At 44.3% G+C, this 19,787-nt stretch carries 14 protein-coding genes and 3 riboswitches; of the genes, 3 read left to right on the forward strand and 11 right to left on the reverse strand.

The genetic code is table 11. The features are described from left to right. Positions 1 to 334: 334 nt before the first annotated feature. The 7 genes from H9659_RS06975 to H9659_RS07005 form a co-directional block, all read right to left on the reverse strand. Positions 335 to 1,669, reverse strand: coding sequence for an NCS2 family permease (locus H9659_RS06975; RefSeq protein ID WP_191689405.1), 1,335 nt, complete (start codon positions 1,667 to 1,669; stop codon positions 335 to 337). Positions 1,670 to 1,775: 106 nt separating this feature from the next. Further along, positions 1,776 to 1,877: riboswitch (purine riboswitch) on the reverse strand. Beyond that, the gene (gene guaA / locus H9659_RS06980; RefSeq protein ID WP_191689222.1) at positions 1,875 to 3,413 is read right to left on the reverse strand and encodes a glutamine-hydrolyzing GMP synthase; all 1,539 of its coding nucleotides are present in this window, start codon (positions 3,411 to 3,413) and stop codon (positions 1,875 to 1,877) included. (Overlaps the previous riboswitch by 3 nt.) Positions 3,414 to 3,549: 136 nt before the next feature. Then, a riboswitch (purine riboswitch) is annotated at positions 3,550 to 3,651 on the reverse strand. A 35-nt stretch (positions 3,652 to 3,686) separates the two neighbouring features. Continuing rightward, complete coding sequence (locus H9659_RS06985; RefSeq protein WP_191689223.1) at positions 3,687 to 5,867, reverse strand: transglutaminase TgpA family protein; 2,181 nt, start codon at positions 5,865 to 5,867, stop codon at positions 3,687 to 3,689. Then, the gene (locus H9659_RS06990) at positions 5,864 to 7,069 is read right to left on the reverse strand and encodes a DUF58 domain-containing protein (protein WP_191689224.1); all 1,206 of its coding nucleotides are present in this window, start codon (positions 7,067 to 7,069) and stop codon (positions 5,864 to 5,866) included. The genes H9659_RS06985 and H9659_RS06990 overlap by 4 nt, the downstream gene beginning before the upstream one ends. Beyond that, the gene (locus H9659_RS06995) at positions 7,066 to 8,016 is read right to left on the reverse strand and encodes an AAA family ATPase (protein ID WP_191689225.1); all 951 of its coding nucleotides are present in this window, start codon (positions 8,014 to 8,016) and stop codon (positions 7,066 to 7,068) included. Before H9659_RS06995 ends, H9659_RS06990 begins: the two co-directional genes overlap by 4 nt. Before the next feature lie 157 nt (positions 8,017 to 8,173). Next, a complete protein-coding gene (gene nadE, locus H9659_RS07000; protein WP_191689226.1) occupies positions 8,174 to 9,001 on the reverse strand; it encodes an ammonia-dependent NAD(+) synthetase in 828 nt (275 codons plus the stop codon). A gap of 12 nt (positions 9,002 to 9,013) precedes the next feature. Continuing rightward, positions 9,014 to 10,483: a nicotinate phosphoribosyltransferase gene (locus H9659_RS07005; RefSeq protein ID WP_191689227.1), complete on the reverse strand. Its 1,470-nt coding sequence runs from the start codon at positions 10,481 to 10,483 to the stop codon at positions 9,014 to 9,016. 225 nt (positions 10,484 to 10,708) lie between these two features. Next, positions 10,709 to 10,815: riboswitch (SAM riboswitch) on the forward strand. A 106-nt stretch (positions 10,816 to 10,921) separates the two neighbouring features. Here H9659_RS07005 and H9659_RS07010 point away from each other — a divergent pair. Further along, a complete protein-coding gene (locus H9659_RS07010) occupies positions 10,922 to 11,671 on the forward strand; it encodes a cyclase family protein (RefSeq protein WP_191689228.1) in 750 nt (249 codons plus the stop codon). Positions 11,672 to 11,713: 42 nt separating this feature from the next. Here H9659_RS07010 and H9659_RS07015 read toward each other — a convergent pair whose 3' ends face one another. Then, a complete protein-coding gene (locus tag H9659_RS07015) occupies positions 11,714 to 12,289 on the reverse strand; it encodes an NADPH-dependent FMN reductase (RefSeq protein WP_191689229.1) in 576 nt (191 codons plus the stop codon). Positions 12,290 to 12,687: 398 nt separating this feature from the next. Here H9659_RS07015 and H9659_RS07020 point away from each other — a divergent pair, with 398 nt between their 5' ends. Both H9659_RS07020 and H9659_RS07025 read left to right on the forward strand, forming a co-directional pair. After that, positions 12,688 to 13,818 carry a glycosyltransferase gene (locus tag H9659_RS07020; protein WP_318240703.1) on the forward strand — a complete coding sequence of 377 codons (1,131 nt, stop codon included), beginning with the start codon at positions 12,688 to 12,690 and terminating at the stop codon, positions 13,816 to 13,818. Then, positions 13,772 to 14,515: an HAD-IIB family hydrolase gene (locus tag H9659_RS07025; RefSeq protein WP_191689231.1), complete on the forward strand. Its 744-nt coding sequence runs from the start codon at positions 13,772 to 13,774 to the stop codon at positions 14,513 to 14,515. Before H9659_RS07020 ends, H9659_RS07025 begins: the two co-directional genes overlap by 47 nt. Before the next feature lie 69 nt (positions 14,516 to 14,584). Here the strand turns inward: H9659_RS07025 and H9659_RS07030 are convergent, their stop codons facing one another. From H9659_RS07030 to H9659_RS07040, 3 genes are all read right to left on the reverse strand, one after another. Further along, on the reverse strand, positions 14,585 to 16,318 hold the full coding sequence (locus H9659_RS07030) for a methyl-accepting chemotaxis protein (RefSeq protein ID WP_191689232.1): 1,734 nt from the start codon (positions 16,316 to 16,318) through the stop codon (positions 14,585 to 14,587). Positions 16,319 to 16,580: 262 nt separating this feature from the next. Then, the gene (gene proS / locus H9659_RS07035) at positions 16,581 to 18,020 is read right to left on the reverse strand and encodes a proline--tRNA ligase (RefSeq protein ID WP_191689233.1); all 1,440 of its coding nucleotides are present in this window, start codon (positions 18,018 to 18,020) and stop codon (positions 16,581 to 16,583) included. Between the two features lie 342 nt (positions 18,021 to 18,362). After that, positions 18,363 to 19,577 (reverse strand): CDP-glycerol glycerophosphotransferase family protein, encoded by a 1,215-nt coding sequence (locus tag H9659_RS07040; RefSeq protein WP_191689234.1) that lies wholly within the window; start codon positions 19,575 to 19,577, stop codon positions 18,363 to 18,365. Positions 19,578 to 19,787 lie beyond the last annotated feature (210 nt).

The following is a 19,787-nucleotide window of genomic DNA, read 5'->3' on the forward strand; positions in this document are numbered from 1 at the left end:
GTGTTTGTTCCGCCGGCAGAACCGGTTTCCCAAACGATATTTCGTTGACATTTTGCTGTTCAGTTTTCAAGGTTCATGTTGTCTGAAGCGTTAGTTGTAAGTCTCGCTCCCGACTGCTTTATTACTATACCAAGCGCATCAACATAAGTCAACACTTTTCGTCAATTTAATTACTAATCCTTACTTTACCCGAAAAACCATGGTTTAAACATCATTTAATAAATTCTTATCTTCCACAGTTCATGTACGATTATAGATGGCTTAATCTGAAACCCAACAAGAAAAACAGCTGTCGACTTCCTCTAATGGAAAGTCAACAGCTGTAAGAGTTAAGTTATTTGACGAAAACGAAATACAATATGAAGAGAACCATCAGTGCGTACATGATAGGATGGATTTCCTTCTTTCTTCCGCTAAGTAACATTGTAATTGGATAGAAGATGAATCCGATCGCTATACCTGTTGCGATACTATACGTCAGCGGCATTGCAATAACAGTAAAGAATGCCGGGACCGCCATTTCAAAACGTGTCCATTCGATACTCCCTAGGTTAGAAACCATAAGCACACCAACAATAATTAATGCCGGTGCTGTCACTTCGGGTGTAATGACGAATAATAAAGGTGAGAAGAATAAAGCTAGTAAAAATAGAAGACCAGTTATAACAGAAGCAAATCCGGTTTTCGCCCCAGCTGCAACTCCCGCTGTGGATTCAACGTAAGAAGTAGTTGTGGATGTACCGAAAATTGCACCAGTTACTGTTGCCATGGAATCCGCCAACAATGCTCTTCCGGCACGCGGCAACTTCCCTTCCTTCATTAAACCTGCTTGGGTTGCGACTGCAACGAGTGTTCCTGCAGTATCAAAGAAATCTACGAACAGGAATGTAATGATGATGACAAGAAACTGTGTTGTAAACAATTCGCTCGGGTTATTAAAAATCGTTTCAAACGCTGCACCAAAAGTTGGAGCGACACTCGGAACACTGGAAACAATCTTATCCGGTACCTCAATAAGATTGGTCAACATTCCCGCCACGGTAGTTAAGATCATTCCATAGAAAATGGCTCCCTTAATTCCCCTAACCATCATGATCACCGTAATCACTAATCCAAAAATAGCAAGTAATACCGGACCTTGCGATAGATCTCCTAGCGTAACTAGCGTATTTGGGTCACCTACAATGATATTTGCATTTTGAAACCCTAAGAATGTTATGAACAAACCAATACCTGCACCGACTGCATATTTCAGTTGCGCCGGAATCGCATTAATAATCAATTCACGTAGTCCAGTTAATGAAAGAACAATAAAGATAAGTCCTGAGAATAACACACCTGTTAAAGCGGTTTGCCAAGGGATTCCATAACCAAGAACGACCGAGAATGCAAAGAATGCATTTAATCCCATGCCTGGTGCTAATCCGATTGGATATCGAGCGATGAGTCCCATAAATAATGAACCGACAGCTGCAGCTAAAGCCGTAGCCACAAATACTGCGCCTTTGTTCATTCGCATTGCATCTGGTATATCAGGTACACCGTCAAGAGATAAGACAAGAGGATTCACGGCCAATATGTACGCCATTGCGAGGAATGTAGTGATTCCTCCAATGATTTCCCTACGGTAATTCGTTCCTAACTTGTCAAACTCAAAATACTTTTTCATCATCAACCGTCCTCATCTGTTTTGATTTAAAAAGAGCATGCGACATCTACCGTCGCATGCTCTTTCAAACTCTTCAAAATGGGGACCCTTCCTGTGGATCTTATACAAGAAGCGTTCCATTCATCGTAGTCAAAGCATTTACGGTGCTCTGGTAGAAACTTTCGGGCCTTATTCCCAAGGATATACGACTATCAGTTATTCAGTTTTATTCCCACTCGATTGTTCCAGGTGGTTTTGCAGTAATGTCATAAACTACACGGTTGACGTGATCGACTTCCGCTGTGATACGTGAACTGATTTTCTCTAGAACATCCCAAGGGATACGAGCCCAATCAGCACTCATACCATCAGAAGAGTGAACAGCACGAAGTCCGATTGCGTGATCATACGAACGTTTTCCGTCTCTCACACCGACACTCTTGATACCTGGAAGAACTGCGAAGTACTGCCAGATCGAGCGGTCAAGTCCAGCTAAAGCGATTTCTTCACGAAGGATGTAATCCGCGTCACGGACGATGTTCAACTTCTCTTCCGTCACTTCACCAAGTACACGTACTCCTAGACCCGGTCCTGGGAATGGCTGGCGGTTGTAGATATCTTCAGGCAGTCCAAGTTCTTTACCTACATTACGAACTTCGTCTTTGAACAACGCCTTCAATGGCTCGATCAATTCAAAGTCCATGTCTTCCGGCAAGCCGCCAACGTTATGGTGAGACTTGATGACTTCAGCAGTTGCTGTACCACTTTCAATGATATCTGCGTAGATCGTACCTTGCGCAAGGAAATCGATACCTTTCAGCTTCGCTGCTTCTTCATCAAATACACGGATGAATTCGTTACCGATGATCTTACGTTTTTGCTCAGGTTCTGTAACTCCCGCAAGCTTGTCCAAGAAACGCTTCGCTGCATCCACTTTGATGAAATTCATATTGAACTTCGTGCTGAATGTATCGACAACACTTTCGACTTCACCTTTACGCAACAAACCGTGGTCTACAAAAATACAAGTCAACTGATCGCCAATGGCACGGTGGATAAGTGTTGCAACTACTGAAGAGTCGACTCCGCCGCTCAACGCACATAGAACTTTACGATCCCCCACTTGCTCACGGATCTTTTCCATTTCCACTTCAATGAAGCGCTCCATTGACCATTCGCCAGTCGGCTTGCAAATTGAACGAAGAAATGTACGAAGGATTTCTTGTCCGTTTTCCGTGCTATCCATTTCAGGATGGAACTGAACGCCGAATATTCCTTTGTCTGCATTTTCGATTGCTGTAATATGTCCATGCTCGTCTTTCGCAGTTGCTGTAAAGCCTTCTGGAAGTTCTACGATTTTTTCAGTACCGCCAATGTGTGCTGCAAATGATCCGCTGATTCCTGCAAATAATTCAGAAGTCCCTTCAGCAGTCAGTGTAGACGCTGCACCATGTACTTCCATAGATGCTGTTTTTCCACCAAAATGTTCTGAGATGACTTCCAGTCCTGAGCCGAGACCGAGAACCGGAATTCCTAATGTAAAGATTTCAGGATCGATGCCCGCGTCCATTTTCGTATCTCCACCAGACAAGACAATTCCAGCTGCATGCATATTACGGATTTCTTCTGCTGTTACAGTGTGCGGATAAAGCTCACTGTAGACGCCTAGGTCCCGTATTACGCGTGTAATTAGTTGGTTGTATTTGCTGCCTAAATCCAAAACTACGATCTTCTCTTGTTCAGACAATAATGGAGCTGCTGACATGAAATCCACCTCTTCTTATTTTTATTTCAAGTATACCCTTTAAATAGAGAAAGACGCGTTAGAAAGTAAACTCTTTCTGCGCGTCTTCTGTTTCTATCGATATCTATGAAATAACGAAAACAGACTACGGTTTTCCCGTAGCTGCCGTCGCTATCATAGACAGGTCGTTTGCGGTGACCTGGTAGAAACATCCGAACCATATTATCGGACCTATATGAGAGCATTCAAGTATTTTTATTCCTGGCATTATTCTACTTCCATTCCGTTCAAAAATCAACCAGTTGTCTCAATGATTAAATCTTCCCATATTTTACGTAATTCCGTCCAATCCTGACTAGTTTCCTTTTGACCGTATAAGCCCTTTTCATATGCAGCAGTCAGCGTACTCATTTTTTCATCCCCGCGCATTCTATCCACTTCTTTTGCATAGGTCATTAACGTTGTGCCTAGTGGTTTCCTTATTCCAACGCGATTCAAATGTTTTAGTAATTGTTCATATTGTATAGCAAATGTTTCCCACCCTTGAGACTTATTGCGACTGCTGCGTACAGCTAGGCGAGGCAGCCACTTTTTCCGGGTCATATATAATCCGCCTGCAATCGCAACAATCGATACTCCAGCAACTATGCTAACTGCCACCCATGAACGCAACCACTCCGGAATAATCTGCAGCAACCAGGAGTCCTCTGTATTTTTACGTTTAGCGGCTTGCTTTTCTTGCTCCTGCTCCTTCTTGTTTTCCGGACGTTTGATTAATTCCTCTTCTTTCACATCATCTTCCGCAACTTCAATATCGAAGTTGATATTGGAGATCCCATTAAAGCCGATCGTCGGTTCGAACGGCAGCCAGCCGATACCAGGCATATACGCTTCTACCCATGAGTGTGCCTGGTTATTTGTGACCGTGTAGTATTTTTCCTGATTGTCATCACGATTCAACTGGCCAGGGGCAAACCCTTTCACCCATCTAGCCGGGATCCCTACAGACCGGAGCATGACGACCATGGAGGAACTGAAGTTATCACAATAGCCACGTTTCGTTTCAAACAGGAATTGATCGACATAATCTTCATCTTCTTTCGGAACTGCAAATTTGTCTCTCGAGTAAACGAAGCCGCTTCTTCCGAAATACCTTTCAATGGCTTGTGCTTTCTGGTAAACACTCGGTGCATCTGCCGTCAATTCTTGAGCGAGTTCTTTGACCCTGGCAGGGACTTCTTCCGGCAAGCTCAAAAACTCATCCATTTCAAGTTTTATAGAATCCAGCGACTCCATATCCGTTGCACGGAGTTCTTTCAAGCTGTATTCCGGCGGAACGAATTCCGTTCGGTAATTCATCGTTATCGGTTCACCAGAATTCACTGTCAGCTTCCCGGAATCCACTTCCTGCTCATAGAGAAATCCTTCAGTAGTCTGCAGTTCTTCAAATCCATATGGATATGGCAAGATCGGCAGCGGTTCATACATCTCCACATCTGCACGCTGCCTAGGCGGAATCACCACTTGTCCGCCAATCAGACCTGAAAAACTCCCTTGAATCTCCGGATATGGCTCTGTTGCCTCCTGAATCCACCCTTTGGATGTATACGTATTCTTCGTCTCCATCCTCCAATATTGACGAGAATCCACATATGCTTCAAATACAACAGAGTCATCTTGTTGAAACGGACCGCCTAATTGCGTGTCATCCGGATCGTATCCTACCTTCGAAACACCTCGACCGTTTCCGCTGTCACCTAACCCCGCTGCAGAGCGGATAAATGGAACAGGATCCGGCCACGCCGGCTCTTTAACAGGAACAAGAATAGCAATAACCGCAATGAGCAGTAACAGCCCGCCTAAAGGGGCAATTGCTTTAAAATAATTTCTGATTGCCAGCTTAGTATTGTTTTTCGCAGATAACCGAAGTGGGAAAAGTAAACCTAGCAATAATAGCCCGATCACCATTACGCGTAAAATCGCAAAAGAGGCATTGTACGTTGTGAAGGTATCCACCACTGAGAGGAAAATCACCGTCATTCCGAAAAACAATAGGATGGACTTGCGATATTCGATCCAATAGCGGATCAAATAAGCAAGCATCCAAAGTAATATGAAAAATAACGCTGTGCGGAACGGATAGGAAATCTCCATCCACTCGCCGGTCGCTATGAGCGAGAGACTTTTACCGATATCTGACAAGGTGATTTTCAATGCTTCCCCAGTTAGCCATTCGTTTCCATGAAAGACATATTGAAGCGAGAAAGTTATGTAGACTGCCTTAATCGGGATGCCGATCCAGCCCGGAACACGCAGTAAACCAAATAGCAGACATAATGCAATAAATCCATAAAAGTGGCTAATGTGGCCTGTGTCTGTCAATTCCGCAACCGGCTTGAGCCACTCGATCGCCATGAAGAAGGCAAGTGTATACAGCAGAATCATGAGCCACTTATCGATCCGGACATCTTTCACGCTTTAGCCACCTCCTGAAACGAGCGTTCGAACTGTTCATCTGACAGCATTTGAACGGTCACACCTAACGATTTTGCCGTTCTCACGTTCCGCTCCACATAATCGGGGATCGGCTCCGTTCCGCTTCTCACCACAAAACAAAATACTGGCTGGGCGCGTGATGCACTAAGAACAGCTCTCAAGAACAAAGCATCCGGATTTCCTGAAATGATTACAATAGCCCCCGCCCCTTGCAGCGCAACTGTATAATTCGGTTGCTTTGCCCGCGCTTCTTCCAATGGCTGCAAGCGGGCTAGTTGTGTCAGCGCCTTTCGTAGCTGCCCCTCCCCTGCAATTGTGCCAATCGCGTCATTATCTGCGTCTGTCGTTAAAAACGTCAAATCCGCTTTCCGCACAGCAGCTTCTTTTAAAATGGATGCAGCAAATCGTATTTGTTCTTCAAACGTTTCCGAGGATTTCGCGTCCAGCAATAACGTGACATGCTCGCCCCGTTTGTTCTCGAATTCTTTCGTCATCAAGTTCTGTGTCCGTGCAAATGACTTCCAGTGGATCCATGACATCCGATCTCCTTGCTGATAGTCTCTGACGCTCGTTGCTACCGTCGTTTCTTTTATCAAAGAAAATGGTGACCTTGCAGTCCCTTTGTCATGGTAAGAACCGATTGGAACGTATTGTATGGATTTTGTCTCAGGAAAGATGAGGAGCGATGATTCTCCCTCTGCTGCAATCGTCTCGCGTTTTTTTATCCATCCTAAAAAATCCGCTATTTCCAGTTGCACATCTGAAAAATGATGCTCCCCTCTTTGTCGCCCTTTCAATTCGTACTGCAGGAGAACTTCCTTTTGAAATCCGATGATGAACAACTTTGAAGTTTCTTGGTGTGTGACGGAGGCAGCCCCCTCACAATACAGATCTCTGACCGCAAGATATAACAATGGAAATCGATTCGTACGTTCTACACGAATTGTCACCGTAGTCGTTTCACCAATTCCAAGTAATGGACGTTGAATGACACGTGACACTGTCATCCGTTTTAACGGATATAACACAATTGAGAGCGCATACAAAGAAAATGGCACGATGAAGTAAAAAATCGTCCAACTTCCCATGCCCCCTTGAAACATCGCAAACGAATATGCTCCACCTATAACGAGTAAAACAAATAACGTTTGAATGACGAGTGTTGCACGCTCTCGTGTCATACAGAGTTCGTCCTTAAAACAGGGACACGAACTTTCTCCAAGACATCGACGAGCACGTTCTCAATGGTATGGCCGCTATACTCCGCGTCCGGGTGCAAAATGATCCGGTGACTAAATACATATGGAAGTAAATATTGTACATCGTCCGGCGTTACATAATTCCGCCCTTTTATGAGTGCAAATGCTTGGCATGCTTTCATGAGGCCGAGTGATCCGCGTGGACTCACCCCCAGATAAACGGACGCATGGTCACGTGTAGCGTTCGCGCAGTCAACTATATACGATTTAACCGTTGCATCCACAATGATAGTTGTCACAACGACTTGAAGTTCACGTAAGTCCTCCAGCGTAATAGCAGGAGCCGTCAGTTCAGGTGGAAGTTGTGATTCCGAACGTGAAAGCACTTCAATTTCCTCATTCCTCGTCGGGTACCCCATTTTCAATTTAAATAGAAAGCGGTCCATTTGTGCTTCTGGTAATGGATAAGTCCCTTCATATTCAATTGGATTTTGAGTAGCCATGACAAAGAACGGTTTCGGAAGCTGCAGCGTTTTTCCATCTATCGTGATGGATGCTTCTTCCATCCCCTCCAAAAGTGCACTTTGCGTTTTAGGGGAAGTTCGATTGATTTCATCAGCCAAAATGATATTGCCTACAATTGGACCAGGTCTGAATTCAAACTCCATCTGTTTCGGGTTGTAAATCGATACACCGAGCACGTCGGAAGGTAATAAGTCAGGCGTGAACTGGATTCTTTTGAAGTCAGCACCTATGGCAGCAGCCAATGATTTTACCATCACCGTTTTCCCGACACCGGGCACATCTTCAAGAAGGACATGTCCTCCCGCTAAAAGTGCTGTAAGACTAAGTTCACTAATATCACGTTTCCCCACAATTGTTTGCTCAATGCTCGTCAAAATGGCATCGATGTTCTCTTTATGTGACATCCTCTTTCCCCCTTGCTCGTTTGCTGGATGATTCTACAGTTCTTTCCATCATACCGGAATTTGTACAGTTGGACAAACTAATTCACAAAACAAACAGAATTAAACAGCAATAGAAAAACCTCTCTAAGGTAAGAGAGGTTTAAGAGGATTTACACAATCATTTCCAAAAATCATCAAACACAGTAACTGGAAGATGCCGCTTATGCGCGGAACGAAGGTAGTGTCCTTCGATTGTTTGGCGTGCATCATCAGGTACCGGTTTTCCTTCCAAGTAATCATCGATTTGCGGATAGGTTACACCGAGGGCGATTTCATCAGGCAAGGCAGGTTTGTCTTCCTCCAGATCCGCGGTCGGAACTTTGTTGTATAAATGCTCTGGGCAACCGAGGAAACGAAGCATTTCCTTCCCTTGCCGTTTGTTCAAACGGGATAACGGGGTGACGTCTGCTGCTCCATCGCCGAATTTCGTATAGAATCCGGTGATTGCTTCTGCTGCATGATCCGTTCCGATTACCACACAATGATGGAACGCCGCCATTGAAAACTGGACTTTCATCCGTTCCCTAGCTTTCTCATTGCCCTTTTCAAAATCTGACAAGGAAATCCCTGCCGCGTCAAGTGCCCGAAGGCTGGCATCTACTGCCTCTTTAATATTTACGGTATACGTACTAGTCGGACCAATGAAACGCAAGGCATCTTGACAATCATCTTCGTCAAACTGTGTACCATAGGGCAGTCGGATTGCGACAAACTTATAGCGATCCGTTTCAAGTTCCTTATTCAACTCATCCACTGCCATCTGCGCAAGTTTTCCAGCTAACGTTGAATCTTGGCCACCGGAAATCCCTAGTACATAACCTTCTAGAAACGTATTCTTCTTCAAATACTCTTTCAGGAAATCCACCGATACCCGGATCTCTTTCTGAGGATCGATCTCCGGCTGCACGTGCAATTCCTGAATGATTTGCTGTTGTAATGCATTCATTATGGATTCCTCCTATTCGTGTATGAAGTCACTCACCATTTCCTGGACTTCTTCGATATTTCTCATCTTATTATCCCAGCACTTCTGGCTCAAATCGACAGGATACTCTTCGGGATTGAGGGAACGTTTGTATTCGTCCCATAACAGGTTCAAATTATCTTTTGCATACTGTTGGATTTCAATGGTTGGCGGCAACTCATAAACGATTTGTCCATTATCGATGACTTTTACATGGAGGTCTCTCGCTTCAAAATTCGTTACAAACTTAGAGATGAAGGTGTGTACGGGATGAAACATTTTGATCCGTTTTTCAGCGTTCGGATCTTCATCATACATCGTGATGTAGTCCCCTTCAGCTTTACCATTTTCTTTATCGATAATCCGGTAGAGCTTCTTACGTCCAGGCGTGGTCACTTTCTCAGCGTTGGATGAAATCTTGATCGTGTCCACCATTTCACCATTTTCACCTTCGATTGCAACGAGTTTGTAGACGGCACCAAGTGCTGGCTGGTCATAAGCGGTAATGAGTTTCGTCCCGATTCCCCACACATCCACTTGAGCACCTTGAGCTTTCAAGTTAAGGATCGTGTATTCATCCAAATCATTGGATACAACGATTTTCGCATCCTCGAATCCTGCTTCGTCCAACATACGGCGTGCTTCCTTTGACAGAAATGCGATATCCCCACTGTCTAGGCGAATGCCTATGAAGTTAATCTTGTCTCCTAGTTCCTTCGCCACTTTAATGGCCGTCGGGACACCGATTTTCAATGTGTTATACGTATCTACAAGGAAGACACAGTCACGATGGCGTTTTGCATAGGAGTGAAACGCTTTGTATTCACTCTTATAAGCTTGTACAAGGGAATGGGCATGGGTACCGCTCGCCTGTATGCCGAACAGTTTTCCAGCCCGGACGTTACTGGTCGCTTCCACACCGCCAATCACTGCAGCCCGTGCTCCCCAGACAGCCGCATCCATTTCATGCGCACGTCTGCTGCCGAATTCCATCACCATTTCGTCTTTCACGACTTGCTTGATGCGACTCGCTTTCGTAGCAATCAGCGTTTGGTAGTTGACGATATTCAAGAGCGCTGTCTCAATAAGCTGTGCCTCAGCCAATGTAGTTTCTACTCGTATGATCGGTTCGTTACCAAATACCGTTTCCCCTTCTTTCATCGAATAGAGGTCTCCTGTAAATCGGACATCTTTCAGATAATCGAGAAAGTCTTCTTTGTAATGCAACTCATCTTTTAAATAAGCGATGTCAGTATCCGTGAATTTCAGATTCCGTAAATAATCCAGCACACGTTCAAGACCTGCAAAGATTGCATACCCGTTTCCAAAAGGCAATTTCCTGAAATACAGCTCGAAAATCGCTTTCTTGTTATGGATCCCTTCCGACCAGTACGTTTCCATCATATTGATTTGGTATAAATCTGTATGTAATGCAAAGCTATCATCTGTATAATTTGAGCTCACACTAATTCGCCTCTTCCAAGTAGGTTATGTAGACTGCTTACAACTTCACTTACCCTTTTTCCCAAACGTTAATCTAAACCATTTGTGATGCCTTCTGAAGAATTTCCAAACTATAGACAAGTATATCAAATTCCTCACAGAAAGAAATCATCTATCTCCTATTGCATTCATCTAGAGAACATGATATTATCAGAACAATCACTTTTCAAATAATTCAATAAACAATTCTTATCAAGAGAGACGGAGGGACTGGCCCTGCGAAGTCTCAGCAACCAGCCAACTGGCCGAGGTGCTAATTCCAGGAGGTGCATGCGCATCTCGCAAGATGAGAGCTGACTTCATGCAATATGCACAGAAGGCCCTCTATGAATCATAGGAGGGTCTTCTTTTTGTATATAAATAGCCGATTTTCGGGGTAAAAGTAAAGGTGGGATTGAGATGACAACACAAACACAAACGGATTTGCTAGCTGCACTCACCACGTTGAAAACAAAAGAATGGGTGGACCTCACCCATACGTTCGGACCGGATTCTCCGCACTTTTTCATGTTTGAAGATGCTGAGTTTAAAACACTGTTCAATCATGACGACGGTTTCTTTGCTCAGCAATTCAGCTTTGCCGGACAATACGGGACACATATCGATGCCCCCATTCACTTCGTCAGGAACACTCGCTATTTAGAAGAACTGGAGTTGAAAGAGCTTGTCCTGCCACTCATTGTTGTCGACAAATCCAAAAACGCAGAAACAGATCACGACTTCACGTGCTCGAAAGACGACCTGTTGGAATTCGAGAAGGAACATGGAACAATCGAATCGGGATCATTCGTCGCACTTCGAACTGACTGGAGCAAGCGATGGCCCGATCCGGAAAAGTTCTGCAATCAAGATGCAGACGGGAACAACAGGATACCAGGCTGGGGATTGGATGCCTTGCAATTCCTTTTCGAAGAACGCGGCATAAAAGCCATCGGCCATGAAACTTTTGATACCGATTCCGCTGCAGACTTCAGAAAAAACGGTGCGCTCCATGGTGAATATTACGTGCTCGAACAAAATACGTATCAAATCGAACTCTTAACAAACTTAGACAAACTCCCTGCAAAAGGGGCGGTCATCTTTAATATTGTCCCAAAACCTGAAAAAGCATCCGGATTCCCCGTGCGCTCTTTCGCAATCCTGCCTTAACGAAAACAAGCATTCTGCACGTACACAGAATGCTTGTTTTTATTATGCTTTTTTCGATGCATGCATTTCAGTCATGCGCTCGTAAAAATCGACGAAGTTGTCGACTACAGAGTCCAAGAAGGCTACTGTCGATGCGTCTGTTAACTCGTCTTGTTCGTTCAATTTCTCATGAACGGAACCGATGTACACTTCATTGTTCGGCAAAATGAGTGGTGAAAGACCCGGATTGGACAAAATTTCACGCAAATGGATTTGAGCACGCACGCTTCCGAAAACTCCCATTGATGAGCCGACGATGAACGCAGGCTTATCACGCAACGTCGCTTCGCCTCCGCGTGATAACCAGTCCAGCGCATTTTTCATAGCGCCTGGGATGGAGAAGTTGTATTCAGGAACTGCGAACAGTACTGCATCCGAATCCTTCACATCTTCTTTGAATGTACGGGCATTTACGGGCGGTTCACTTTCAATGTCTACTGAAAACATTTCTACGTCATTGATGGAAACTAACGTAATATCCAAACGATCGGCGTACCGCTTCTTCATGAAGTTCACCAATCTTTTATTGTAAGAAGTCGAACTTGTACTTCCGATAATTGCTTTTACTCGTATTGTCATCTTGAATTGCTCCTTCTTGTTAAACTTTTTTATCTCGAATTAAGGATACCATTTTTGTTCTTTAACGTTTAATAATCTGCTCACTGATCTTAACTTCGTGAAAAACTCCGTACACTCTTGCTTATATAAATCTTTTAGCATTCTAATATATTTTATTATAACTCCATTGTTAGTTACATAAATCACGAGAACCTTACAAATACTTTTAAACCAATGTTTATAGTTTCATGATCCGGGGTAAAAACTTATCACGTAAACAATTAATATTTTACAAATATAAGATGAAATCATAAATATCAGAGGAGTGCTTATATGGGAAAGAATATTTGTTTCATTTCAGATCATGGTCATCCCTTAGCGCCACTCGGGACAAGCCAAGCAGGGGGCAGAATAATTATGTGAAGCAACTTGCTCTTGCATTAGATGCTCGCGGTCATTCTGTAGACGTTTTCACTCACTGGTCCAATGCCGAATCACCTCAATACGAAACGTTTGGAAATAGGTGCCGCGTCATCCGTGTCGCAGCAGGGAAGAAGAAATTTGTCGATAAAACAGAGATGCTCCATCTCCTGCCCGCCTTTCTCAATGAGATGAAGGTGCTTCAAAACCTTTCGGATTATGACATCATGCATACACATTATTGGCTTTCCGGGTTACTCGGATCGGAATTGAGTAAAGAAGTTAAAATTCCGTGGGTCCATACATCCCATTCCCTAGCTATCGCAAAACAACGGGCTACCGGTATAAAACAACCGCAAAGGCTCAAAGCGGAGCGGATGATCCTTTCTAAAGCAGATGCAGTCATCGCCACTACGCTGGACGAAAAAGCCCTTATCAAAGCCACTGTGAAACACCCTTCTCCAATTCGCGTACTACCTATTGGCGTAAGTCCAGTCTTTACTCCTGAACCTCATTCCATACACTCGCCCCTCACTTTCACGTTTGCAGGAAGACTCGAAAAAACAAAAGGGATTTATACGTTGCTTCGTGCTTTTAAACTTCTGTCCGGTTCTGGCCTTCTTGAAGTGCCAATCCGTTTACGGATCATAGGCGGCGAGCCTGACCAAGTGGATCCGCAAACGAAATGTGCAGTTTCAGACGAACTCCGAGCAGCCGTAAAAGGGATTGAGGATCATGTCGATTTTCTAGGCTGTCTTCCCCCTGAGCGCCTTGCAGCACACTTCAGAAGCAGTTTAGCGGTCATCGTGCCTTCCTATTATGAATCTTTCGGAATGGTAGCGGCAGAAGCTCAAGCATGCGGAAGCCCTGTCATTGCTTCGAATGTAGGAGGACTTGGCGATATTGTGATCAATAAGGAAACTGGCCTTCAAGTAAAACCGAACAGCACAAGTGAACTCGCCTCAGCCATGGGCCTTTTTACAAAAAGACCTGATATTGCTGCACAACTCGGTAAAAAAGCTGCGAAATTTGCCCAGCAGAATTTCAACTGGAAAGTAATTGCGAAAAAGGTGGATAAATTATATGAAGGAGTCAGTCGTACAGTACAAGAGCCATATGTTAGCAACTGATTTAGACAATACATTAGTGGGGCATAAGCAAGATTTGAAAAGCCTCACCGAGTTACTCCAGTCTTCACATGAAGATATAGCGCTGGTCTACGTCACAGGACGCCATGCAAGCTCTGTTCAGCAACTCATTTCGGAGGAGCGTCTGCCTGCCCCCGACCTGGTTATTTCAGATGTAGGAACAAAGATTTGGCATATGCCTGAGTGGGAGGAAGATGCCTCTTGGCGTAGTTTAATGGAAGCAAGATGGGACCCGGAACGGGTGAAAGAGTTGGCTTCTCGTTTCCCTGACTTAACACCCCAAGAATTGCCCGATGATTGCAGGGTTTCTTTTACCGTGAAACAAAATCCGGAAACCGTTCGCCAATTCAAGCACTCTCTCAAAGAGCACAATATCGCCCATCAATTCATCTTCAGCTCGAATCAGGATGTGGATGTTCTTCCTGAAGGCGCGGGTAAAGGGAATGCACTCGACTACGTGATTCGAAAATTCTTCCATCCTTCCGTCAAGATTTTAGTTGCAGGCGATTCCGGAAATGACATCGATATGCTGGACTCGGAATGGCCTTCTGTCATCGTTGGCAATGCTCACGATGAGTTGAAGAATATTCCTGACCGCCACAATCTGTATAGAGCTGAACGTCATTTTGCAGGCGGTATCCACGAGGCATGGTGTCACTTTTACGGCACTCCAAAATGAAAAAACAAAAGCTGTCTGTTCAAGTCCTAATTCAGGGCTTCATCAGATAGCTTTTAAATTACGTTTCTGTTATATATTGAATCTGCGAATGGATTCTTGGAGGCCTTCTGCCATTTGAGACAGTGTTTCAGAAGCTGCTGCAATTTCTTCCATTGAAGCTGTTTGTTGTTGTGCAGATGCTGAAATATTCTCCACGTGGTTAGCGGACTGCATTGCAATCGTTGCAGTTTGCTCGATAATTGACGCCATACGTTCGGATTCGCCACGATTTTTTGCAGTACCTGTAGTCACCTCTTGAATTTGTTCGGAAATCCCTTGTATCGCCTGAGAAATTTTAGTGAAAATCGCGCCCGTCTCTTCCACCAGTTTCGCTCCCATCTCCACCGCTTCATTTCCACGGCCGATTGCTGAAACGGAATGACCGATATCTTGTTGGATTGCTCCTATTAGGGTCCCTACTTGGGTTGCGGCATTTGAAGACTGTTCAGCCAGTTTTCGTACTTCATCCGCCACGACAGCGAATCCTCTGCCATTCTCTCCCGCACGTGCTGCTTCGATAGCGGCATTCAATGCTAATAGATTCGTCTGTTCCGCAACATTCGTAATCAGTCCTGCAATTTTACCGATTTCTGCAGACTTGCTGCCGAGCTCGTTTACATATTTGAAAGCCGAATCGGTTTCAGATTGGATGGTTTCCATATGATTCTCAACGCGCGTCACAGATCCGGATCCTTCTTCAGCTAAATTCACCGTCTCGTAAACCGTATTTTTCGCCCGCTCCATCTCTCCTTCCACGTGATGCATATCACTTGATAGGTGCATGGCAGCTTTGTTCACTATCTCGGTTTGTTCCAACTGTCCATCGATTCCGCCTGCAAGTTCCTGAATCGATTCAGATACATGTTCCACCGACTTACTCGTCTCTTCACTACTCGCAGACAGCTCCTCGGAAGTGGCTGCTACTTGCATGGATGCACTTGAAACCTGCTCGATCATTTCCTTTAAATTCTGTGACATCCGATTCGTATATAAGGCTAGTTCGCCGATCTCATCCCGATTTCGAGTTTGCACCACGTCTCCTGACAGATCACCGTCCGCCACTCGGGCTACGTGATCTGTAATCCGGATAAGCGGTTTCGATAGATGTCCTGAAAACAAAATGATGACGATAGCGCCTATAAGTAAGGAAATCCCTAGTACCACAGCCAGAACCATCAACAATCCCTTGGACTCACTGTTGAAATCCATCAAATAGGATCCCGCAACAACATTCCATCCCCATTGTTGGAATACTTGTGTATAGACGATTTTAGGTGCGACCGTCTCCGTTCCAGGAACCGCGAAATCGAATGTTAGGAAACCTCCACCGTTTTGCGCGGTTTTAATGGTTTCCATTGTAGTCATCATGCCCTCTTTTGTCTTCGAGCCACTTAAATCTTCCCCCTCTTTGACTGGGTGGGCAAGAGCCACTCCATCATCTCCAAGGACAAAGAAATATCCATGCTGCCCCATATCCACTTCAGATTGGATTGTTCGGGTTCCGTCCTCTTGAAGAGGACCAATCAGTTTGTCTTTCGCTATCTCTTGCGCTTCTTTAAGTGATAGCGCACCTTTATCCACTTGTTCCTGTAAGGATTCGAGTAAATCGATTGCGAGATTCACATCATTTTTCAATCCTTGCGCACCGATATCATTCAAACTGTTCTTGGCTAACGTATACCCACTTAACCCAATGACCAGACTTGGAATGACAAGTAAAATTGCTGAAATCAGTATTAGTTTTGTCCGGATTCTCATTTTCATAGTAATCCCTCCCAATCTAGTTATCGGTCAGAATAGAGTATTTATTACTATTTTTATGTTTTTTTAACACACAATTATCTAGTTCAAAAGTTTATTCAACTAATTCTTTGGTCAACCCCTTTTTTCTGAACCATCTAATAGTTTCAAAACTTGCCACTCATGAACTGATGGCATCCCGTAGTTTGTAATCTCGGGTTCAACATAGTTCCTCATTAAAAAACCCCGCCAAAGTTTTAAACGACTTTGGCGGGGTTTCATCATGTTAATAAGCGCGTGCAAACCAGACTGTATGCTTTGCGTCTTTTCCACAGTTGATGCATGTATGTTTTTCAACTGGAGGGTTGAATGGAATGTTACGTGTTGTGAATTTTGTTTCTTGTTTCACGTGTTCTTCACACGCATCGTCTCCACACCATCCTGCAAGGATCCAGCCCGGAATTTCATTGTTTTCTTGGGACGTTGCAATATGCGTAGTGAGCTCACCCAACGTTTCAATGTTCGTATGAGAGTTCTCGTCTCGGAACGCACGCGCTTTTTCCAACAAGCGGCTTTGCATCGCTGTCAATTGGTTTTCAATTTCCGCAACCAAACCTTCCAATGCGTATGCTTCTTTGCCTTCTTCATCGCGTAATTTCAACATAGCGTGTGAATTCTCCAAATCACGCGGTCCGAGTTCAATGCGTACCGGTACACCCTTCAGTTCCCACTCGTTGAATTTATATCCTGGGGACTGATCGGAATCATCCAGACGTACGCGGATTCCTTTCGCTTTCAACTCCGCATAGACTTCATCAAGCTTCTCCATAATCGCAGGGTTCTTTTTCCAAGGACCAACTGGTATTAAGACAACTTGAGTCGGCGCGACGCGTGGCGGCAATACAAGACCTTGCTCATCACCGTGAACCATAATGACAGACCCGATCAGACGAGTGGACGTCCCCCAAGAAGTCGTATGAACGAATTCATGCTTATTTTCTTTAGTCAGATATTTAATATCGAATGCTTCTGCGAATTTTGTGCCAAGATAGTGGGACGTCCCTGCTTGTACCGCTTTTCCGTCTTTCATCATCGCCTCGATTGAAAACGTATCGACCGCTCCTGCGAAACGCTCTGAAGGTGTCTTTTGCCCATCGTATACCGGAATGGCTAGCAGTTCTTCAACGACTTCTTTATAAATGTTCAACATCTGCATCGTTTCATGGCGCGCTTCTTCCTCATTAGAATGTGCAGTATGACCTTCTTGCCAGAGGAATTCAGACGTACGGATGAATGGCAAAGTTTTCTTTTCCCAACGGAACACGTTTGCCCATTGGTTAATGAGCACAGGAAGATCGCGGTAGCTCTTAATCCAATCGGAGTATAAGTGACCGATCATTGTTTCTGAAGTTGGTCGCAGTGCAAGTCTTTCTTCAAGCGGTTCCCCTGCAGCTTCTGTAACCCAAGGCAGCTCAGGCGCAAACCCTTCGATATGATCTTTTTCTTTTTGGAAGAAAGATTCAGGTATCAGCATCGGGAAATAGGCGTTGCGGTGCCCTGTCTCCTTGAATCTGCGGTTCATTTCATCCTGGATGTGCTCCCAAATTTCAAAGCCATCCGGTTTGAACGCGATACATCCGCGTACCGGTGTGTAATCCATCAAATCCGCTTTTTGGATCGTATCAATGTACCACTTTGAAAAATCATTCTGTTGCGTGTTTGACATGTCCATTCCTCCTGTTCAATGATTGCGAGAGAAGTCTTTGTCCGCAAAAAAACACAAAGCTGTCCTGTATGAAAGGACGTCTTTGTGTTGGGGACGCGGTACCACCTTAGTTCGGCTAATTAGCGTAATGCGCAGATTAGCCCTCTATCGTTTCGTAACGGGACGAACCGGTCGTGTTTACACGACATCTCGGTGGTAGGGTTTCGAACTGGAAGAGGTGATAGGACTCTCAGCGGGTTGCCCTATTTTCTGTTTCACGATTCCGGTCTACTTAGCCACTTCATCGATCATTATTTCCTTTACTATATCAAACAAATCAGTAACTCACAACAAACAATCGTTTCAACGGCTGGCTGACTGCACTCTTTCCCCAGGCGTGAGGGAAAATATGTGATTTGCAAGCCGTTCACAGTTTTTCCGGTCTGTATAATCGATGTAGGAGGATAATTCATCGAAACGTGGGTTTTCCGTTTGACCTTGTTCAAGAATACGGATTAACGAATGAATGACTTCTTCTGCAGTATCCGCCTTCCAACCGAGGAGATCCTCATCCAAATCCAAATAGGAACCCCGCATCTTCAAGAACGATTCTTGGTCGAATGTATAAAAGATGACAGGACGATTCATATAAACAAAATCCCAGAAAATGCTGGAGTAATCCGTGATCAGCATATCTGTGTACAGGATCTCTTCCTGTATGGATATTTCGTCGTATGTTTTAAATTCGATGTGCTGGCGCGAGGAGCCAAATGAAGTGAAATAAGATTCAAACGGCTTCATGAAAGGATGCAATACGACTTTAAGTGTGACATCGTGTTCGGTGACCAGACGATTAAGAACACCATGGTTAAGCAACTTTTCAGTAGCTTGAAAATACTCACTCTCCAAGAATTCAGCTTCCGATAAACCGAACAACGTTTCCCGCCACGTCATCATCACCATAATCGTTTTCACCTCTGTCACCGGATGATTATAAGGAAGACGATCAAATCTCGCCATTCCAGTAACGGCTAACTTTTCTTCAGGCATCCCCCATTCCTCTTTCTTAATGCTTTTTTCATATTGGGACGCACAATTGAAAACATCACAGCGCTCCAGTAATGGGACATCTTCGGGATTGATCAATATCTTCTTAAAACATTCGATTCCGTGACTAATATGGATCATAATCGTTTTTTTGTTCCAAAAAATGAACTTATCGATACCTGGAGCGATGTCATACATGAGGGAATGTCCATGTACAGTGTAAGCCGCCCGGAAGAACAGCAAATAGTTCTTAAAACTGCCGAGCGGTACCGCATGCTCAATGCCTTTTTCTTGAACGTAGGATGTATCCGGATCATACATCCAGTGGATTCTATAGTCTTCTTGAAAATTTTTCATGAGATACTCATGGAAAGCGGAGGCATTGTCTTCATATTTTTCACCTAAATTGCCGCCTACCAGGATAATCGGAAGAGACGGTTTCTGCGGCAACAGCTTGACGGCTAAATACGCCAAAGATACTTTTATCCACACTGTCAACTTTTGAAATGGTTTTTTTCGTTTCAACTCCATAAAATCATTCACCCACTCATGTCATTTCATTTACACTCCTATACCCCCGAAAGCGCATCGATAAGCTCTTTCACCGAACCATTCTTACACTCTCCTAAGCGACTCTCATCTTTTGCTGAAATAGTGATCGTTTTCTCCAGTCGTTACGTTAGCTTACTAAGAGTCTGCTTTCAGGAATACAGCTAGTAGGACTTATGGTATTCTAAGTGA

The sequence above is a fragment of the Sporosarcina gallistercoris genome, from assembly GCF_014836415.1.
Classification (GTDB): Bacteria; Bacillota; Bacilli; order Bacillales_A; family Planococcaceae; genus Sporosarcina; species Sporosarcina gallistercoris.

What these genes read in the sequence shown, in the direction of transcription:
- H9659_RS06990 (WP_191689224.1), bottom strand. Translation starts at nt 7,069, where the DNA reads ATGACACGAGAGCGTGCAACACTCGTCATTCAAACGTTATTTGTTTTA.
- proS (WP_191689233.1), bottom strand. Translation starts at nt 18,020, where the DNA reads ATGTCAAACACGCAACAGAATGATTTTTCAAAGTGGTACATTGATACG.
- H9659_RS06995 (WP_191689225.1), bottom strand. Translation starts at nt 8,016, where the DNA reads ATGTCACATAAAGAGAACATCGATGCCATTTTGACGAGCATTGAGCAA.
- H9659_RS07030 (WP_191689232.1), bottom strand. Translation starts at nt 16,318, where the DNA reads ATGAAAATGAGAATCCGGACAAAACTAATACTGATTTCAGCAATTTTA.
- H9659_RS07015 (WP_191689229.1), bottom strand. Translation starts at nt 12,289, where the DNA reads ATGACAATACGAGTAAAAGCAATTATCGGAAGTACAAGTTCGACTTCT.
- nadE (WP_191689226.1), bottom strand. Translation starts at nt 9,001, where the DNA reads ATGAATGCATTACAACAGCAAATCATTCAGGAATTGCACGTGCAGCCG.
- guaA (WP_191689222.1), bottom strand. Translation starts at nt 3,413, where the DNA reads ATGTCAGCAGCTCCATTATTGTCTGAACAAGAGAAGATCGTAGTTTTG.
- H9659_RS06975 (WP_191689405.1), bottom strand. Translation starts at nt 1,669, where the DNA reads ATGAAAAAGTATTTTGAGTTTGACAAGTTAGGAACGAATTACCGTAGG.
- H9659_RS07010 (WP_191689228.1), top strand. Translation starts at nt 10,922, where the DNA reads ATGACAACACAAACACAAACGGATTTGCTAGCTGCACTCACCACGTTG.
- H9659_RS07040 (WP_191689234.1), bottom strand. Translation starts at nt 19,577, where the DNA reads ATGGAGTTGAAACGAAAAAAACCATTTCAAAAGTTGACAGTGTGGATA.
- H9659_RS07025 (WP_191689231.1), top strand. Translation starts at nt 13,772, where the DNA reads ATGAAGGAGTCAGTCGTACAGTACAAGAGCCATATGTTAGCAACTGAT.